General features: G+C 55.0%; 13 protein-coding genes. 4 read left to right on the top strand and 9 right to left on the bottom strand.

The genetic code is table 11. The features are described from left to right. Positions 1-34: 34 nt before the first annotated feature. The gene (pepN, locus tag ACQG1Y_RS08115) at positions 35-2,647 is read right to left on the bottom strand and encodes an aminopeptidase N (RefSeq protein ID WP_232959870.1); all 2,613 of its coding nucleotides are present in this window, start codon (positions 2,645-2,647) and stop codon (positions 35-37) included. A 254-nt stretch (positions 2,648-2,901) separates the two neighbouring features. Between pepN and pncB the strand changes: the two genes are divergently transcribed. Both pncB and asnS read left to right on the top strand, forming a co-directional pair. Beyond that, positions 2,902-4,104, top strand: coding sequence for a nicotinate phosphoribosyltransferase (gene pncB / locus ACQG1Y_RS08110; RefSeq protein WP_033487278.1), 1,203 nt, complete (start codon positions 2,902-2,904; stop codon positions 4,102-4,104). A gap of 168 nt (positions 4,105-4,272) precedes the next feature. Further along, positions 4,273-5,673 carry an asparagine--tRNA ligase gene (gene asnS, locus ACQG1Y_RS08105; protein ID WP_015570955.1) on the top strand — a complete coding sequence of 467 codons (1,401 nt, stop codon included), beginning with the start codon at positions 4,273-4,275 and terminating at the stop codon, positions 5,671-5,673. A gap of 455 nt (positions 5,674-6,128) precedes the next feature. Here the strand turns inward: asnS and ACQG1Y_RS08100 are convergent, their stop codons facing one another. Together ACQG1Y_RS08100 and ACQG1Y_RS08095 are read right to left on the bottom strand one after the other, a co-directional pair. Continuing rightward, complete coding sequence (locus ACQG1Y_RS08100) at positions 6,129-6,356, bottom strand: hypothetical protein (RefSeq protein ID WP_315941693.1); 228 nt, start codon at positions 6,354-6,356, stop codon at positions 6,129-6,131. Next, positions 6,338-7,318 carry an IS5-like element ISKpn26 family transposase gene (locus ACQG1Y_RS08095; RefSeq protein ID WP_032637327.1) on the bottom strand — a complete coding sequence of 327 codons (981 nt, stop codon included), beginning with the start codon at positions 7,316-7,318 and terminating at the stop codon, positions 6,338-6,340. Before ACQG1Y_RS08095 ends, ACQG1Y_RS08100 begins: the two co-directional genes overlap by 19 nt. 162 nt (positions 7,319-7,480) lie before the next feature. Here ACQG1Y_RS08095 and ompF point away from each other — a divergent pair, with 162 nt between their 5' ends. Both ompF and ACQG1Y_RS08085 read left to right on the top strand, forming a co-directional pair. After that, on the top strand, positions 7,481-8,539 hold the full coding sequence (gene ompF / locus ACQG1Y_RS08090) for a porin OmpF (RefSeq protein ID WP_017384819.1): 1,059 nt from the start codon (positions 7,481-7,483) through the stop codon (positions 8,537-8,539). A 184-nt stretch (positions 8,540-8,723) separates the two neighbouring features. Then, positions 8,724-9,914: an amino acid aminotransferase gene (locus ACQG1Y_RS08085; protein ID WP_017384820.1), complete on the top strand. Its 1,191-nt coding sequence runs from the start codon at positions 8,724-8,726 to the stop codon at positions 9,912-9,914. A 53-nt stretch (positions 9,915-9,967) separates the two neighbouring features. On the opposite strand, the gene ACQG1Y_RS08080 is transcribed toward ACQG1Y_RS08085, so the two are convergent. The 6 genes from ACQG1Y_RS08080 to mukF all read right to left on the bottom strand — a co-directional run bounded on the left by ACQG1Y_RS08080 (position 9,968) and on the right by mukF (position 19,821). Next, positions 9,968-10,615 carry an MBL fold metallo-hydrolase gene (locus ACQG1Y_RS08080; RefSeq protein ID WP_032619969.1) on the bottom strand — a complete coding sequence of 216 codons (648 nt, stop codon included), beginning with the start codon at positions 10,613-10,615 and terminating at the stop codon, positions 9,968-9,970. A 20-nt stretch (positions 10,616-10,635) separates the two neighbouring features. Next, on the bottom strand, positions 10,636-11,187 hold the full coding sequence (locus ACQG1Y_RS08075; protein WP_196343803.1) for a YcbK family protein: 552 nt from the start codon (positions 11,185-11,187) through the stop codon (positions 10,636-10,638). A gap of 175 nt (positions 11,188-11,362) precedes the next feature. Then, positions 11,363-13,186, bottom strand: coding sequence for a L,D-transpeptidase (ldtD, locus tag ACQG1Y_RS08070; protein ID WP_032647901.1), 1,824 nt, complete (start codon positions 13,184-13,186; stop codon positions 11,363-11,365). Positions 13,187-13,365: 179 nt separating this feature from the next. Next, entirely contained in the window at positions 13,366-17,814 is a 4,449-nt protein-coding gene (mukB, locus tag ACQG1Y_RS08065) for a chromosome partition protein MukB (protein ID WP_368740694.1), read from the bottom strand. Continuing rightward, positions 17,814-18,518, bottom strand: a complete 705-nt coding sequence (gene mukE, locus ACQG1Y_RS08060; RefSeq protein ID WP_017384823.1) for a chromosome partition protein MukE — start codon at positions 18,516-18,518, stop codon at positions 17,814-17,816. Before mukE ends, mukB begins: the two co-directional genes overlap by 1 nt. After that, on the bottom strand, positions 18,499-19,821 hold the full coding sequence (mukF, locus tag ACQG1Y_RS08055; RefSeq protein ID WP_015570962.1) for a chromosome partition protein MukF: 1,323 nt from the start codon (positions 19,819-19,821) through the stop codon (positions 18,499-18,501). Before mukF ends, mukE begins: the two co-directional genes overlap by 20 nt. Positions 19,822-19,823: the final 2 nt, after the last annotated feature.

Here is a 19,823-nt window from a genome sequence, read left to right as displayed (position 1 = left end):
CCCGGTAAGCGTAGCGCCACCGGGCTTTTTTACATCAGGCCAGCGCCTTAGCAATCTTCTCGTACAGATCGCCAGACAGATTTTCCAGCCCTTTCAGCTGCTCAAGCGCGGCGCGCATTTTCGCCTGACGCTGCGCATCGTAACGTTTCAGGCGGATCAGCGGCTCAATCAGACGAGACGCCACCTGCGGGTTACGGCTGTTCAGCTCGGTCAGCATTTCAACCATGAACTGATAACCGCTGCCGTCTTCGGCATGGAACGCGGCCGGGTTGCTGCTGGCGAAGGCACCAATCAGAGAGCGGACGCGGTTCGGGTTGCTCATGGTGAACGAACGGTGCTTCAGCAGGCTGCGTACTTTGCTGAGTACATCGGCTGCCGGGCTGGTGGCCTGAAGGATGAACCACTTGTCCATCACCAGACCATCCTGATGCCACTTGTCGTCGTACTCCTGCATCAGCGCATCGCGGCACGGCAGCTCGGCGGCAACGCTTGCGGCCAGCGCGGCCAGGGCATCCGTCATGTTATCGGCTTCGTGGTACTGCTTGCTGACCAGCGTGTTCGCCAGCTCTGCCTCACCAAACGCCAGATAGCGCAGGCAGGTATTGCGCAGGGAACGTTTACCGATATCCGCATGTTCCACCCGATACCCGTCCAGCTTGTTGGCGTTGTAAATGGCGAGGAACTCATCTGCCAGTTCGGTCGCCAGCGTGCGGGTCAGCGCTTCACGCACGGCGACGATGGCAATCGGGTCGATGATGTCAAACAGCTCGGCGATTTCAGTCGCAGAAGGCAGCGTTAAAATTTCAGCCGCCAGCGCCGGGTCAATGTTCACATCCAGCAGGATGGCACGGAACGCGTCTGCCACATGAACCGGCAGCGTCAGCGGCTGGCCCTGCTGGTAACGGTTGACGTTCAGCTTGATGTAGGTCGCCAGCAGGCTTTGTGCCGCATCCCAGCGCGAGAAATCGTTGCGCGCGTGACGCATCAGGAACGTAAGCTGCTGATCGCTCCACTTGTATTCGAGTTTCACCGGCGCGGAGAATTCGCACAGCAGGGCGGGAACGGGCTGGAAATAGACGTTATCGAAGATAAAGGTCTGCTCTGCCTGGGTCACGTTCAGCACGTTATGCACCGGGTGGCCGCCCTTCTGTAACGGGATCACGTTGCCTTCGTTGTCGTACAGCTCAACGCTGAACGGAATGTGCAGCGGATGTTTCTCTTCCTGCTCGGCAGTTGGCGGCGTGCGCTGGCTGATGGTCAGCGTGTACTGCTCGGTTTCCGGGTTGTAGTCGTCTTTGACCGTCACAATCGGCGTACCGGCCTGGCTGTACCAGCGGCGGAAATGAGACAGATCGACGTTAGAGGCGTCTTCCATCGCCTGAACAAAATCGTCGCAGGTGGCCGCACTGCCGTCGTGACGCTCAAAGTAAAGCTGCATCCCTTTCTGGAAATTCTCTTCACCCAGCAGGGTGTGGATCATACGGATAATTTCAGCGCCTTTTTCATACACCGTCAGGGTGTAGAAGTTATTCATCTCAATGACTTTATCCGGGCGGATCGGGTGCGCCATTGGGCTGGCATCTTCTGCAAATTGCAGACCACGCATGGTGCGCACGTTGTTGATGCGGTTTACCGCCCGCGATCCCAGATCGGAGCTGAACTCCTGATCGCGGAAGACGGTTAAGCCCTCTTTCAGGCTCAGCTGGAACCAGTCGCGGCAGGTGACGCGGTTCCCGGTCCAGTTATGGAAATATTCGTGGCCGATAACGCGTTCGATATCGAGGTAATCTTTATCCGTGGCGGTATCGGTACGCGCCAGCACGTATTTAGAGTTAAAGATGTTAAGACCTTTATTCTCCATCGCGCCCATGTTGAAGAAATCGACCGCAACGATCATATAGATGTCGAGGTCATATTCGAGGCCAAAGCGCGTTTCATCCCACTTCATGGAGTTGATGAGGGAGGTCATTGCCCACGGTGCGCGGTCAAGGTTGCCACGGTCCACGAACAGCTCCAGCGCGACTTCACGGCCAGAGCGCGTTTTAAAGGTGTCGCGCAGGACATCGAAATCTCCCGCCACCAGCGCAAACAGATAGCAGGGTTTCGGGAACGGATCCTGCCACTGTACCCAGTGACGGCCATTCTCCAGTTCCCCTTCACCAATCCGGTTGCCGTTGGAAAGCAGGTACGGGTACAGCGTTTTGTCGGCAATAATTTTGGTGGTAAAGCGCGCCAGGACGTCCGGGCGATCCAGATACCAGGTAATGTGGCGGAAACCTTCGGCTTCACACTGGGTACACAGGGCTACGCCTGACTGGTAAAGTCCTTCCAGCGCGGTATTGGCGGCAGGGCTAATTTCATTCACGATGCGCAGGGTAAAGCGTTCCGGCAGGTTGTCGATGACCAGCTGGTTGCCTTCTTCTTTATAGTCTGACCAGGCTTCATCGTTAATATGCAGGGAAACCAGCGTCAGGTCTTCACCATCCAGACGCAGCGGCACGGCTGTCGCGCTCTGGCGCGTCACCTGGCTTACCGCCGTCACCACGGTTTTTGTGGCATCCAGGTCGAAAGTCAGATCGATATCGCTTATCAGGTATTCCGGCGCACGATAGTCGTGGCGGTATTTAGCTTGTGGCTGTTGTGTCATAGAAAACCTTATGCATCGTTTGTCGAGTAACGATTCAATATATTCCTGTTGTGTAAAACGCGCTATGCAGAATGTTCATCTTTTCAGGCACAACGCCCTTTTTAGCTACATTTTTATAACACGGGGCACGAAATGCTCTCGACCATAAAGTGTGCTTATGTTGTGATCGGGGTTCAATAAATCACTAAACAGGGTATACTCCGGAGTTGTTTATTGTACTAAACGCTCCCGTGAGAGGATGCTACAGCGCACCTATGACTCAATTCGCTTCTCCGGTTCTGCATACGTTGCTGGATACCGACGCGTACAAGCTGCATATGCAGCAAGCCGTGTTTCACCACTATCATGATGTCCATGTTGCGGCGGAATTTCGCTGCCGGGGTGACGACTTGCTGGGTATCTACGCAGATTCCATTCGTGAACAGGTCGAGGCCATGCAGCATCTGGCGCTCACCGATGACGAATATCAGTGGCTTTCAGGCCTGCCTTTCTTTAAAGCGGATTATCTGAACTGGCTGCGTGAGTTCCGCTATAACCCGGAACAGGTCACCGTCACCAATGATAACGGCAAGCTGGACATTCGTCTGACCGGCCCGTGGCGCGAGGTGATCATGTGGGAAGTGCCGCTTCTGGCCGTGATCAGCGAGCTGGCCCACCGCTATCGCTCCCCTGAAACCGGTGTGACGCAGGCGGTTGCCGCTCTGGAGAATAAACTCGTTGAGTTTTCCAGACTGACCGAAGGGCTGGATATGTCCCGATTCCGTCTGATGGACTTTGGCACGCGCCGCCGCTTCTCTCGCGAGGTTCAGGAAGCCATTGTCAGACGTCTGCAACAGGAGCCGTGGTTCGTTGGCACCAGTAACTACGATCTGGCACGTCGCCTTGATTTAACGCCGATGGGCACCCAGGCGCACGAATGGTTCCAGGCGCACCAGCAGATCAGCCCTGACCTTGCCAACAGCCAGCGCGCCGCCCTCGCCGCGTGGCTAGAGGAATACCCGGATCGGCTGGGTATTGCCCTTACCGACTGCATTACCATGGACGCGTTCCTGCGCGACTTTGGCCCTGAGTTTGCCAAACGCTACCAGGGTTTGCGCCATGATTCCGGGGACCCGGTTGAATGGGGTGAGAAAGCCATCGCCCATTACGAAAAACTGGGCATCGACCCCATGAGTAAGGTGCTGGTCTTCTCCGATAACCTTGACCTGGCGAAAGCCGTCGACCTTTATCGCCATTTCTCATCGCGGGTGAACCTGAGTTTCGGGATTGGTACGCGGTTAACCTGTGATATTCCTCAGGTGAAACCGCTGAACATCGTGATAAAACTGGTGGAATGTAACGGTAAGCCGGTCGCGAAGCTCTCCGACAGTCCGGGCAAAACCATCTGCCATGACAAAGCGTTTGTCCGCGCATTACGTAAAGCCTTCGATTTGCCTCAGGTTAAAAAAGCCAGTTAACGGCTTCGGGGGAGCCTTCATGGCTCCCCTTCTCTTATTAATTTCTTATTTCTTCTCTTAAGACGGTGAAATTTACTTGTCTGATAGCGGATGGCAGGTAACATAGATATCCCCCCTATAAGGGCGGACAAGTGTTTATTTTTTCCGACTATTAACAGAGAGAATATTATGAGCGTTGTGCCTGTAGCCGACGTACTCCAGGGCCGTGTCGCCGTTGACCAGGAGGTCACCGTGCGCGGATGGGTGCGTACTCGCCGAGATTCTAAAGCTGGCATCTCCTTCCTCGCCGTCTATGACGGTTCCTGCTTTGATCCTGTACAGGCCGTCATTAATAATTCTCTGCCCAATTACAATGATGACGTTCTGCACCTGACAACCGGCTGTTCCGTGATTGTCACCGGTGTTGTGGTGGCCTCTCCGGGCCAGGGTCAGAGCTACGAAATTCAGGCGACCTCGGTGGAAGTGACCGGCTGGGTTGAAGATCCTGACACCTACCCGATGGCTGCAAAGCGTCACAGCATCGAATATCTGCGTGAAGTCGCGCACCTGCGTCCGCGCACCAACCTGATTGGTGCGGTTGCCCGCGTGCGTCATACGCTGGCGCAGGCGCTGCATCGTTTCTTTGACGAGCAGGGTTACTTCTGGGTTTCTACTCCGCTGATCACGGCTTCCGATACCGAAGGCGCAGGTGAAATGTTCCGCGTTTCAACGCTGGATATGGAAAACCTGCCGCGTACGCCGGAAGGTAAAGTCGATTACGACAAAGACTTCTTTGGCAAAGAAGCCTTCCTGACGGTTTCCGGCCAGCTCAACGGTGAAACCTACGCCTGTGCGCTGTCTAAGATCTATACCTTCGGCCCAACCTTCCGTGCGGAAAACTCCAACACCAGCCGTCACCTGGCGGAATTCTGGATGCTGGAGCCGGAAGTGGCCTTTGCCGATCTGAATGACGCGGCAGCCCTGGCAGAAGCGATGCTGAAATACGTGTTTAAAGCCGTTCTCGAAGAGCGCGCAGACGACATGAAATTCTTCGCTGAGCGTGTCGATAACGACGCCATCGCCCGTCTTGAGCGCTTCGTCTCCGCAGACTTCGCGCAGGTGGATTACACCGACGCGGTCGCAATCCTGGAAAAATGCGGTGAGAAATTCGAAAACCCGGTTTACTGGGGCGTGGATCTCTCCTCCGAGCACGAACGTTATCTGGCAGAGAAGCACTTTAAAGCACCGGTTGTGGTGAAAAACTATCCGAAAGACATTAAGGCGTTCTATATGCGCCTTAACGAAGACGGTAAAACCGTTGCCGCGATGGATGTCCTCGCGCCGGGCATCGGTGAGATCATCGGTGGCTCCCAGCGTGAAGAGCGCCTGGATGTGCTGGACGCGCGTATGCAGGAGATGGGCCTGAACCCGGCGGACTACAGCTGGTATCGCGATCTCCGTCGCTACGGCACCGTTCCACACTCCGGCTTTGGCCTGGGCTTCGAACGTCTGATTGCTTACGTAACAGGTGTTCAGAACGTACGTGATGTGATTCCATTCCCACGCACACCGCGTAACGCAAGTTTCTAACCGACCAAATCATTAATGGCCAGCAAATGCTGGCCATTATTTTATCCTGCAATGTCAGTTTTCGTCAGTCAGAAGTAAGCGTCTTTAAACCACAACCCCGCTATTACCTCTACCTGTTACGTTTTGTTTCCACGAAATATCCTGAGACAAAAAAAATAACCCCATTCTTATTGCGCTTAAAACAATCCTTACGCATTAGCATAAAAAACAACCAATTTCACAGCCATCTGGATGGCTTTTATCGATCATAAGAAAAAATGAGCCGTTTAACTTCTGTTTATACGAAAGGCCTTTAGCTAAATTAAACATAAGGAAATCATATATATAAGAATAAAGCGGATGTTTAATTCGCCAGGTGGCACTGAAATTTGAGGTGCTTCACAAAGTTCCCAAAAATACATATTTAGTTACACATATTTTCTTTTAGTAACTGAATCTTGAAGATTGTAGCACTTTCAGTGTAGCGAAACGGTTCTATGAATGGAAAGATGCCTGTCAGACACATAAAGACACCTAAGGAAGGTGCGAATAAGCAGGTCATTTCTTCCCAAGCTGACTCGCTGATTAAAATTTCGCGGATCTGGGCCGATTTTTTTCCCGCAAACACATCGAATCAGCCTATTTAGGCTATTTTTTCCACCATTTCTGGCGTTATTTCCGGTTTTTACTGAGATCTCTCCCACTGACGTATCATTTGGTCCACCCGAAACAGGTTGGCCAGGGTGAATAACATCGCCAGTTGGTTATCGTTTTTCAGCAGCCCCTTGTATCTGGCTTTCACGAAGCCGAACTGCCGCTTGATGATGCGAAACGGGTGCTCCACCCTGGCACGGATGCTGGCTTTCATGTATTCGATGTTGATGGCCGTTTTGTTCTTGCGCGGATGCTGCTTCAAGGTTTTTACCTTGCCGGGACGCTCGGCGATCAGCCAGTCCACATCCACCTCGGCCAGCTCCTCGCGCTGTGGCGCTCCCTGGTAGCCGGCATCGGCTGAGACAAATTGCTCCTCTCCATGAAGCAGATTACCCAGCTGATTGAGGTCATGCTCGTTGGCCGCGGTGGTGACCAGGCTGTGGGTCAGGCCACTCTTGGCATCGACACCAATGTGGGCCTTCATGCCAAAGTGCCACTGATTGCCTTTCTTGGTCTGATGCATCTCCGGATCGCGTTGCTGCTCTTTGTTCCTGGTCGAGCTGGGTGCCTCAATGATGGTGGCATCCACCAAAGTGCCTTGGGTCATCATGACGCCTGCTTCGGCCAGCCAGCGATTGATGGTCTTGAACAATTGACGGGCCAGTTGATGCTGCTCGAGCAGGTGGCGGAAATTCATGATGGTGGTGCGATCCGGCAGGGCGCTATCCAGGGATAATCGGGCAAACAGGCGCATGGAGGCGATTTCGTACAGGGCATCTTCCATGGCACCGTCGCTCAGGTTGTACCAATGCTGCATGCAGTGAATACGCAGCATGGTCTCCAGCGGATAGGGCCGTCGGCCATTGCCCGCCTTGGGATAAAACGGCTCGATGACAGCGGTCATATTCTGCCATGGCAGAATCTGCTCCATGCGGGAGAGGAAAATCTCTTTTCGGGTCTGACGGCGCTTAGTGCTGAATTCACTATCGGCGAAGGTGAGTTGATGGCTCATGATGTCCCTCTGGGATGCGCTCCGGATGAATATGATGATCTCATATCAGGAACTTGTTCGCACCTTCCCTAACTCTCATCAATAGTTCCGGAAATATTTATTGACAGAATTTATTGGCGGCAGTGGCGAGTGTCATAAAAAAACCAATGAGGGTAATAAATAATGATGAAGCGCAATATCCTGGCAGTGGTAGTCCCTGCCCTGCTGGTAGCCGGTGCAGCAAACGCTGCTGAAATCTATAACAAAGACGGCAACAAATTAGATCTTTACGGGAAAGCAGTTGGCCTGCATTACTTCTCTGATTACGCGGGCAACGATGGCGACAACACTTACGCGCGTCTGGGCTTCAAAGGTGAAACTCAGATCAACGATCAGCTGACTGGCTACGGTCAGTGGGAATACAACTTCCAGGGTAACAACTCTGAAGGTGGCGATGCACAGAACGGCAACAAAACCCGTCTGGCATTCGCAGGTCTGAAATTTGGTGACGCAGGCTCCTTCGACTACGGTCGTAACTACGGTCTGGTCTATGACGCAATCGGCATCACCGATATGCTGCCTGAGTTCGGCGGCGACACCGGCGCGAGCGATAACTTCTTCGCAGGCCGTACGGGTGGTCTGGCGACTTACCGTAACAGCAACTTCTTCGGCCTGGTTGACGGTCTGAACTTTGGTGTTCAGTACCTGGGCAAAAATGAACGTGATGACGCAGTACGTTCCAACGGTGACGGCTGGGCAACCTCTCTGAGCTATGATTTCGACGGTTTCGGCATTGTGGGTGCTTATGGTGCAGCTGACCGTACCAACAACCAGCAGACGCTGGAATGGGGTAAAGGTGACAAAGCTGAACAGTGGGCAACCGGCCTGAAATATGACGCGAACAACATCTACCTGGCAGCTATTTATGGCGAAATGCGTAACGCAGCGCGTCTGGGCAGCCGTGGTTTCGCTAACAAGTCTCAGGACTTCTCTGTCGTCGCTCAGTACCAGTTCGACTTCGGTCTGCGTCCATCCATCGCTTACTACAAATCTAAAGCGAAAGACGTAGAAGGTATCGGTGACGAAGACTACATCAACTACATCGACGTTGGTGCGACATACTACTTCAACAAAAACATGTCTACCTATGTTGACTATCAGATCAACCAGCTGAAAGACGACAACAAGCTGGGCATCAACAACGACGATATCGTGGCTCTGGGTCTGGTTTACCAGTTCTAATCAGCACACCTCGTTGTTATATGCTTAATGAACAGGGCTTCGGCCCTGTTTTTTTATTCCTGAGAGAAAATAATAGCGACTTTTGAAAAGCCGCACGCTTTTCGTCGCAAACGGTTGGCATTTTGTAAATCTACCGTTAACCTGATAGCGGATTTCACTTCTGTAATCACAATGGAACTTCGTCATGTTTGAGAACATTACTGCCGCTCCTGCCGACCCAATTCTGGGCCTGGCCGATCTGTTTCGTGCCGACGACCGCCCTGGCAAAATCAACCTGGGTATTGGTGTATATAAAGATGAAACCGGCAAAACTCCGGTACTGACCAGCGTCAAAAAAGCTGAGCAGTATCTGCTGGAAAACGAAACCACCAAAAACTACCTCGGTATTGATGGTATCCCTGAATTTGGTCGCTGCACCCAGGAGCTGCTGTTCGGCAAAGGCAGCACCATTGTGAGCGAAAAACGCGCCCGCACGGCGCAGACCCCAGGCGGTACCGGCGCACTGCGCGTGGCGGCAGATTTCCTGGCGAAAAACACCTCTGTGAAGCGTGTGTGGGTAAGCAATCCAAGCTGGCCGAACCACAAGAGCGTTTTTAATTCTGCGGGTCTGGAAGTGCGTGAATACGCCTACTACGACGCGGCAAACCACGCGCTGGATTTCGACGGTCTGCTGGCCAGCCTGAGCGAAGCCCAGGCGGGCGATGTGGTGCTGTTCCACGGCTGCTGCCATAACCCAACCGGTATCGATCCTACGCTTGAGCAGTGGGAACAGCTGGCTAAGCTGTCCGTTGAAAAAGGCTGGCTGCCTCTGTTCGACTTCGCTTACCAGGGCTTTGCCCGTGGTCTGGAAGAAGATGCAGAAGGTCTGCGCGCATTCGCCGCCGTGCATCAGGAGCTGATTGTCGCAAGCTCCTATTCCAAGAACTTTGGTCTGTATAACGAGCGTGTCGGCGCCTGTACGCTGGTGGCTGCTGACGAAGCAACCGTCGATCGCGCATTCAGCCAGATGAAGTCCGTGATCCGCGCTAACTACTCTAACCCACCGGCACACGGTGCGTCTGTGGTCGCGACGATCCTGAGCAACGATGCGCTGCGCGCAATCTGGGAACAAGAGCTGAACGATATGCGTCAGCGCATTCAGCGCATGCGTCTGCTGTTTGTGAACACGCTGGCTGAGAAAGGCGCTGACCGTGACTTCAGCTTCATCATCAAGCAGAACGGCATGTTCTCCTTCAGCGGCCTGACCAAAGAGCAGGTGCTGCGCCTGCGTGAAGAGTTTGGCGTGTATGCCGTTGCCTCTGGCCGCGTGAACGTTGCAGGTATGACGCCTGACAACATGGCGCCGCTGTGCGAAGCCATTGTCGCGGTGCTGTAACCTGCACCCATAAAAAAAGCCTGCATCGCGCAGGCTTTTTTATTTTACCGGGTTTACCAGACAGGCATTTCATCCTGAAGGAACGGGTTATGCAACCGCTCATCGCCCAGCGTCGACATCGGTCCGTGTCCAGGGATAAACGTCACATCATCACCTAACGGCAATAACTTCTGCTTAATCGACTGAATCAGCTGACCGTGATCGCCGCGTGGGAAATCACTGCGTCCTACGCCCCCTTTGAAAATCACGTCACCGGAAATCAGCAGGCGCGACACGTCATCAAAGAAGACAATATGGCCGGGCGTATGCCCGGGGCAATGCAACACCTGTAAAGTTACATTCCCCACGTTAACGCGATCGCCTTCGTTCAGCCAGCGGTCCGGTGTCAGTGGCTGACACTCATCCAGACCAAACATACGGCTTTGGGCAGGTAGCCCCTGAAGCCAGAACTCATCTTCTTTTTCCGGGCCGATAATCGGCACACCGTAGTGTTCAGCCAGTTCTGCCGCTGCACCCACATGGTCGAGATGGCCATGGGTGAGTAAAATCTGCATCAGCGTTACACCGCTGGCAGCGACTTCCTGCTTGATTGTCCCGGCGTCTCCACCGGGATCGACAAGCGCGGCCAGTTTAGTTTGTTCACACCAGATCAATGAACAGTTCTGTGAGAACGCGGTAACCGGAATAATACGATAGTTCATACTGCTCCTGTGTTTCGTTATTACCAGTGCCGAACCGGCCCGGTATCAATATGCACAAAGTTGCTACGTGGGTAGTATCCTACACCACCTGCGCGCATAGATAACGCCGCTTTGCGAATATTGGCTAACGAAACGCCATCAATATGGAAATCCATCGCCTGCCCTTTAGTGTGATAGCTTTTTTTCGCTACCCCACGGCTGTGGGCGCGCAGTTCATTGTTGGTATCCAGAGAGCGATAGCCAGAAATGAGTTGCACCGGCCTTTTGGTCCCCAGCAGTCCCTGCAAGCGGTAAAGCTGATCGAATAATCCAGGGTCGATGGCTTTGATTTTATTCGCGCGGAAATCACGGAAAAAATGGTTGAGTCTTGCTAATTCATCCTGAATATAGCCTCTGCCATCGAAAAATTCCGCTTTAAGCGTCTCACCAGTATGCAGATTGTTGAGCGTTAAAATACGCGGACGAGGTGTCGAGAGGGTGGCAAATGCTGGCGTCGGAAGGATGGCTGCTGCGCCCAGCGCAACGCCACCTAACGCCAGCAATTTGCGGCGATTAGCGTCAAATTTGTCCATGATAATCAGGTCTACAGGTAAAAGAAATTGTCAATATGCTTAGCGCACGAAGGGCACCATAACTGGCAAAGCCTGCTACGTCAAGGCGCCCAACCCCAGTGAATACGCGGCTTGCAGCCAGATCGCCTCATATTCACCATAACTTACGACAATCATTTTTACCGAACTACTTCATTTACCTGATTAATTGTTCCGCTTTTGGCAAAATTTGTGCGCCGGATCGCGCTGTCAGATCATAATTGTAAATATCTGTACGATACTGGGTGCGTCCGTCCGCGCCTACAAACGCCGTCAGATAGTAAAGATTGACCGGAATATTGTGGCGAATATTGACGTAACGCGTATCCCCCTGCTTCAGGGCATCTGATATCCGCGTATCGTTCCAGCCTGCATCCTGCAACAGCATATTCGCCAGCTCGGAGGCCTTGTTCACGCGGACACAGCCCGAGCTGAGCGCGCGTGCATCTTTCTGGAACAGATTATGGTTTGGGGTATCATGCAGGTAGATAGCGTCCGAACTTGGCATATTGAATTTGTAACGTCCCAGCGAGTTATGTGCGCCAGGTGCCTGCTGAAAACGAAACGGCAGGTTCGAAGGCGTAATCGTTGACCAGTCGACCATCCAGGGATCAATCGCTTCTTTGCTGTTCCAGCCACGCATCACCGTATAGTTATGTCGCTCCAGATAACCTGGGTCATTCCATACCTTAGGCAGGATATCTTTGCGCGCCAGCGTCGGCGGCACGTTCCACGGCGGGTTAACCACCACGTTATTCAGCGCGCTGCTCATCATTGGCGTTTTTCGGTCAGGTCGGCCGACAATCACGCGGGACGCCAGCACTTCGCTACCGTCCTGATAGTAGACCAGGGAGTACGCCGGAATGTTGACCATAATGCCGGTGGATAACGTGCCCGGCAGCAAGCGCAAGCGCTGGATATTCAACGCCAGCACTCCTGCCCGCTGGGCCGGAGAGACGTTCAGCCAGTCGCGAGTAGATGGACCAATCACGCCGTCAGCGCCAAGCCCCTGCGCGGCCTGGAACTGCTTCACTGCGGCGACCAGCTCGCGATCGTAAGCGGCGGGCTTATTGCTCAACGCAACGGCCGTTTTCTCTTTTACCGGCGCCGACGGGCTGACGACCGCATTTTGCGTCTCGTCACCGGGCAGAGCAATTTTAGGGCCGCTGTCAAGAATGCCGGAGCGTTTCATAATTTCGCGGATCGCAGGCACATCGCTGCTCCACTGCCCCGGACGCAGCGTTGTGGTGCCACGCAGCTGAGGCCACGGGCGGGAATCCGCAACCAGCTCAAGAAGCGACTGATGCATCGTGGCATATTGCGGATGGGCAGGCGCAAGGCTTGCGATAAAGCGCGGCAGTTCGCCGTTATCCAGCGACAGCTGCCACTGATTAATGACGGACAGCGCAGGCGTCGCCAGCTTGTACGGTTTACTGCTGTATAACCAGCGGTTGCCGTTCACCGAAATCCCCGCCACAAACTGTAAGTAGCCCATCATGGCATCAGACAGCACCACGTCACGCGCCTGTCCGGTAACGGCAGGGTCGGTCAGGAGCTCAACCCAGGTCGTGAACTGCGGCTGAAAGCCTGCAATCGCCACTTCAGCCAGCTGCTGCTGGAAGGCTCGTACCGCCTCGCGATTTTCCCACATCGGTTTCATATCGCGCGCAGCGTAAAGCAGCGTGAGCTGGTTAATATAAGCAGGAGTATAGCCCGAGGGCAGGCCGGTCATAAGCTGCTGGCGTAATGATTCAGTATCGATGCCTTCCGGCAGCGGTTTAATGCCGGCCATGATGGCCGTCGCCGGAGACTGATCCAGCGGTTGTGACAGCGACGTCGGCTGCGCGCCCATCGTCGCGGAGCTGTCAGTCGGTACAATTTCAGGCTCATCGGCCTGAGCGGTAAACAGTGGAGCAAACATCACTGTCAGGCACAAACTCAGCGCAGACAGCTGACGACCACGATTTTTCTTAAGCAACATCCCTTGCCCCCTGTTTTTCACGACATGCCCATTATTCTGGAGATTTCCTTCAGTATAGAAAGGCATACTCGCTGCTGCCTTACCTTATGTAAAGAAGTTTAAAGATAACGCAGCCCTGAACACAAGTTAAGTGAATAAAAAAAGCGGCGCATGAGCGCCGCTATTTGTCGCACCCCGGGTTAAGAGGCGTCAGCCGTGCCCGGTAATGACTCCGGTGGCTGCGGGGCGAAACCACGCAGGCCCACGACGTGTACGTGTTCACTGTTCTGAAACACCTTACGCACCAGCTTATAGGTTGTCCCTTTTTCCGGACTGATGTTTTCCGGCGCCGCGATGATGAGCTGCATATCGAGTCGCTCGCAAAGCTCAAACAGCGTGGCGATGGAGCGGGCGTCGAGACGCGCGGCTTCATCGAGGAACAGCAGACGGCATGGCGAGATGTCTTTGCCGCGCAGACGACGCGCTTCATCTTCCCAGCTCTGCACCACCATCACCAGAATCGACATACCGGTACCGATAGCTTCACCGGTAGAGAGCGCACCGGATTCCGCGCGCAGCCAGCCGTCTGAGCCACGGTTAACCTCAACTTCCATTTCCAGATAGTTGCGGTAGTCCAGCAGCTCCTCGCCGATGGTTTGCGGCGTACGCTGGCCCATGTCAATCTGCGGATTCAGACGCTGATATAGCTTCGCCAGCGCTTCGGAGAAGGTCAGGCGGTTACTGTTGAACAGATCCTGATGCTGTTCGTGCTGTTCAGACAACACGTCCAGCAGCGTGGAGTGCGCCTCACGCACGTTCACGTTCAGCCGCACGCTGTTGACCTGGCCAAACGACACGCTTTGCAGGCCCTGGTTCAGCTGACGGATACGGTTCTGCTCGCGCTGAATGGTTTTACGAATAATATTCGCCACGCTGCGGGAGCTGATTGCCAGCTTCTGCTCGCGGGAGGTCAGCTCCTCCGTCAAACGGCCCAGCTCGATCTCCATCTGTTCGATCGCTTCCACCGGATCGTCGGTACGGATGATGTCCTGACGAATACGCTCGCGTAAGTGCTGATAAACCGCCACGAAGAACTGAATTTTGCGCTCAGGACGCTTCGGATCTTCGGACATACGCAGCACGTCGCGCAGGTGTTCATTGTCCGCCACCGCCAGACGCAGCGCGCCCAGCGCCTTATCCGACATAGAGCGCAGTTCATCGGCTGACAGGTACGCCAGCTCGCGACGATGCAGACGACGCTCCACGTTGTTATCTTTCACCATGCGCATCACCGCGCACCACCCCGCCTTCGCGGTCACAACCTGTTCACGCATCTCATGATAGTCACGCTCCAGCTTGCGCAGGCGTCGCGTCAGGTTGTCCATCTCTGCTTCACAGAAGGTCAGCGCTTTTTCCAGCTGATTACGACGCGCGCGGTTGTTACTGAGCTGAGCATGCAGTTCATCGCGGCGAATACGCGCCCGCTCTTCTGCACCGCTGTCGGCGCGAACGCCGATGTCCTGCAACTCTTTATGCAGATCGTTTAACAGCTCTTTCTTGGTGTCGAAGGAGCTTTTCAGCGAGGCCATGACCTGGCTGTACTGGCTCAGCTGTGCGGCGTGAGTACGCATCGCTTCACGGGCGCGCGTACGCTCTGCTTCGGCCTGCTCAAGACGCTGGCGCAGCTTTTCATTAAGATCGCTGTTCCCGCTCAGCATTTCTGCTGAATCGGAGTAGCCGAAGTGTGCGCGACGTTGCACCACTTCCGTCAGGGCAAACGCCTGCTGACGCGCTTCGCGCTGCACCTGCTGTGACCAGGCATAATCCTCTTTTAACTGCTCAAACTGTTCCGGGTCGCTCTGGAGAACGGAAACCATCGGCTCCAGTTTTGCCAGCTGATTGCCGTGCTGCTGCACAAAGCGCGCCGCTTCCTGCGCTTCGTCCAGACGTTCCTGAATTTCGTCTACGCGGTCGGCGAGCGTATCGTCCGCCAGCAGGTTCAGGCGCGGCAGGATGCGGTTAAGGGCCGCAACGCCCTCTTTCGCCTGCTCGAACTGCACGCGGCTTTGCTGGTTGTCATTTTCATGGCTGGCAAGCGCACGCTCCAGCTCACCACGGCGGGTGTTGAGCTTGCGGATTTCAGCTTCCGGATCGGGCTCAAAGGCAACGCCCAGGTGGCTGCCGATAAAGCGGCTGAACGCCTGATGCAGACGCTGCGTTTTTTGAACATCAAACGACAGGGTTGCAAAACGTTCAGAAAGCGTTTCGCGCTCGGCGTGCAGGCTTTCAATACGGTTTTCACGCGCGGCGCGGCCAAACAGCGGCAGTTCCGGGAAGCGCGAATAGCGCCACTGGCGATCGGCGATTTTCACCACCACCGCTTTTTCCAGCTCGTCGACGCTGAATACGCTGTCATCAAACGACTGCGGATCCCCTTCGATGAGGTAGAGATCTTCCGGGCAGTCTTCCAGCCCTGCAAGCTGGTCCGAAATCAGCGACAGATCAGGCACCACAATCGCGTTACGGGATGGACCGTACAGCGCGGAGAAGTACGGCGCATCGTCCAGGCCGACATCGTCGTAAATTTCAGACAGCAGCACGCCGCCGAAACGCTCGGCTAAGGCATTCAGGCGCGGATCTTCTGAGCCGCCAGGCTGGCTTAAACGCTCGATCTCTTCATCGACGTCACGCTTGCGCGCACCCACTTCGTCACGCTCAACAATCGCTTCACGCTCGCGCTCCAGCAGCTGTTGCATGTATTCGGTGACGTCCTGGCTGGAGGCAAACTCCTGGCCACACTGTTCGCTGAGCTGGTTCAGGCTGCTTTGTGCAGCCAGCCAGATCGGCGCACGCTGTAAGAGCGTCTTCGAACGCGACTGAAGCTGTTCCAGCTCCTGACGCAGCGTCATGCGCTGTTCGCTGGCGTTCGATACGGTATCCGACAGGGCCGCAATACGCGCTTCCAGCTCCTGGTGCAGGGCCTCAAGCTCGTCGAAATCGTAATTTTTACCCTGACGCTTGCAGAATTCCGCCAGCAGACGCTCGGCTTCCTGCTGTTCACGCAGACGCTGTTCCAGCTCGTTCAGGCGCATGCGCAGCGGCTGCACCTGTTCGGCCAGATGGCGTTGATTGACGCCGTCGCGCAGCAGCTCACGGGCAACGTCCCACGCTTCGTTACGCGCCAGCGGACCGTTGATCGCCACCACCAGCTGGTACGCCTGCTCAAACTGGCTATGCGCCGTTTGCGCCACGCTCATTTTCTGATCGAGAGAAAGCAGTTTCTCAGTGGCTTCCTGCTCTTTGGCCTGGAAGGTATCCAGCCATTCATCAGCGCTTTCCGGGGTCAGATCCGGCAGATGGCACAGCTCTTTGGCACGCTGCAACGCCTGCAACGCCTGGTTGTACTGAATCGCACGCGTCTGCTGCACATCCAGCGCCTGCTGGTAATCAGCAAGCTGGCTTTTCAGCTCATCCACTTCCAGCTCGGCGGCTTCCGCGCGGGCTTCGTTCCCTTCCTGCAATTCGGCAGCTTCGGCCACCACTTCATTTTGCTCTTCAAGACGAATTTGCAGCTCATCCAGATCGGCTTCATAGCGCTCGATTTTTTCCTGCTGACGCAGCGCGGTCTGCACCAGGTTCAGGTGATCGCTGGCCGCCTGGTAATCGGCTTCCAGATCCCCTTCCGCACCGTTGTGCTCGCCCAGTTCGCGCGCCATTTCGACATGCTTATACTGCTCAGCCACCAGCTGTTTGCGGGAGGTAAACAGCTCGCGGCGATACTCCAGCGCCTGGTCGAGATGAATACGGCGCTCGTTGGCGTGGCGCATATAGTCCGCCGCCACGTAGTTGGTGGCTTCGCTGATCAGGTGCTTAAACAGGTCGCGGTCAGACTGTGTGACGCGAATCGCTTCCAGCGTCATGCGGTTTTCACGCAGCGCGGCTTCCATATCCTGGAAGGCCTTACGCACGCCGCTGTTTTCCGGCAGCAGGTAGTCGCGCAGGGAGCGCGTAATGGCGCTGGAGATACCGCCGTACAGGGAGGCTTCAATCAGACGGTAGTATTTACTACGATCTGACGCGCTGCGCAGACGACGGGCTACCACACCGAGATCGAACATCAGAGAGTGGTAGTCGGTAATGGAGTTAAACTGCTTAAACTGCACGCCTTCGATAGCTTCCAGCTTGTCTTTCAGCTCCTGGAGCGTGAGGACGCGCGCCTGACGTTCATTCAGGGTTTCCGTCAGCAGCGCGGTCGGCTGTAGGGAGGTTGGTAGTCCCTGGATCGCAAACGGTTTGATATCTACTTTACGGTCGCGGCCAGCAACCTGTTGCAGACGCACGCCTACAACCACGCGCTGATGGCGGGAGTTGATGACGTCCAGCACTGAATAACAGACGCCCGCTTTCAGCTTACCGTGCAGACCTTTATCTCGGGAGCCGCTCGTGGCGCCCGCTTCGGTGGTGTTACGGAAGTGCAGCAGGGTCAGGTCAGGGATCAGCGCCGTCACGAAGGCCGCCATGGTGGTGGATTTACCCGCCCCGTTACCGCCGGAGAGCGTTGTCACCAGCTCATCCAGATCGAATGTTCGGGCAAAGAAGCCGTTCCAGTTGATCAGCGTTAGTGAGCGAAATTTACCGCGTTCAATCATTACTCTTCCTCCCCGCTATCCGGCTGATTCTCTTCGTGCTCGTCATTGAGCTGCAAATGGTTTTCCACCGGCATCGCTTCACCGTCACGGATCATGCGCAGTTGCGCTTCACGCGCATCGTCACCCGCACGCACATCGGCGCCAAAACGGAAGACCGATTCGGTAATACGGAACTTGCTGCTGTCGTGACCCATGAACCAGACCATTCCCAGACGGCGCAGACGGTTCAGGGAAGAGCGAACTTTTTCCTGTAATTTCTGACGGTCCAGATCGGACCCCGTTGAGCGGTTATTCACCAGCTTGAGCAGCTTGCTTTCATCCGCCAGCGACAGCAGCTCATCGTAAAGCTCCTGCTGGGTGAAGATCCCTTCATTCGCCAGACGTTCCGGGCTGAGATAGAGGTAGCAGAGAATTTTGCCGACCATCATATCCAGTTCGGAAAGCACCGAGCGCGGAATAAGCGTGGTAGAGCGCGGACGCAGGTAGAAAAAACCTTCCGGCGCGCGGATCAGCTCAACGTTATAGCGAGCGTAAAACTCTTCCAGGTACTCCTGAAAGTCCATCAAAAAGGCGTGATTATCCAGCTCGTCAAGGCCAATGTGACGACCGGCACGCAGCTGGCTATCCAGCGCCGGAAACAACGGATTCGCCAGCGCCTGTGCCAGCTTAACTGGCATCACGTGTTCAATATTTGTCAATGACATGCGCCTGTACCTTGGCTCCGTAATCGTTAATCGGCTGCCACTTCGGCGGCAGTCCGGTGAAATCGGCTTGTGCGATGCCCAGGCGCACCGCCTGGTCTACAACAATGCGGGCAACATCGAAGTGGCGCGCGCGCGGATACTGCGCCAGATAGTCGCGTACCACGAGGCCAAGATCCAGCGGTGCTTGTCTGGTTTTGTAGACAGCGAGCTGTTCTTCGATCATCGCCGCAAGCTGCTCGCGAATTTCGTTAAATTCTTCGTATTCCAGATCCGGCGGCAGTTCACCGGTGACCTCTTCATCACGCAGCGCCATCTCTTCGTCGCGCATATCCAGCAGACGATCGGCGTTGGCGTAGGTCAGCGCCCACGGCGCATCGAAGTAGGTCTGTACCGACTGGCGCAGACGTTGAGCAAAGACGCGATTCTTATCCATATCGATGGCGGTACGGATAAATTTATGCACGTGGCGGTCGTAACCGATCCACAGGTCGATCGACTGCTGGCCCCAGCTGATAATGCGGTCAAGCTTGCTCTGCAAATCAAACACCAGACGGTCGATAAAATGCAGATCGTCGTGCGCCATCGTCGCGTCCTGAATGCGTAGCAGATTAGCCTGTAGCTTATCTCCCGCCGCCTCCAGCGTATCCTGCAACTCACGCAGCGTACCCGACGTTTCTGACAGCAAGAGTTCACAGCTGGAGATGGCCGCACGCCAGTCTTTATTAAGCAGTTGAGCGATATCGTCTTTCACCTGCTGCTGCTGTTCGTCCATCAGACGTTGAGTCAGATCGATACTGTCGAAAATCTCGGCGACCGAATATTTCAGCGGCGCGTAAACGTTGCGATGCCAGTGGAATTCGTCACCGTTTTCATCAGCCGCGTCGGCGGCACGCTTCAGCTCACCTGCAACAATAGAGAGCTGCATGGAGAGACGCAGCGTGGAAAATTCGCGCTGGCGGATGTAATAGTCGGTAATGCCAATGCCCAGTGGCGTAAGACGATAGATGGCGTTTCCTTCCGCCTGCTCGCTGGTAAAGCGGTTCAGCAGACGTTGACGCACCATATCATTGATTGCGTTGTTGGCACGCACGCTAATGGTTTCGCTGGTTTGCTCAAACGCATCACTGACGTGGCGGAACGCATCCACCAGTTCGCCTTCACTCATTTCGCCATCCAGGCGTTCGCCGTTTAGCGTCGCAACCGCCAGCAGGAATGAGAGTCTGTCTACCGGCAGCGAGATGGAGAAATCGTTTTTCCTGGCCCAGGCAACCAGTTCGGGGACTGTCTGGGAAAATTCACTCATAG

This window comes from Enterobacter cloacae complex sp. 397G4 (assembly GCF_050031515.1).
Classification (GTDB): Bacteria; Pseudomonadota; Gammaproteobacteria; order Enterobacterales; family Enterobacteriaceae; genus Enterobacter; species Enterobacter hormaechei_C.
Note: the sequence above shows the minus strand (reverse complement) of the source record. Positions and strands in the feature narration are given on the sequence as shown.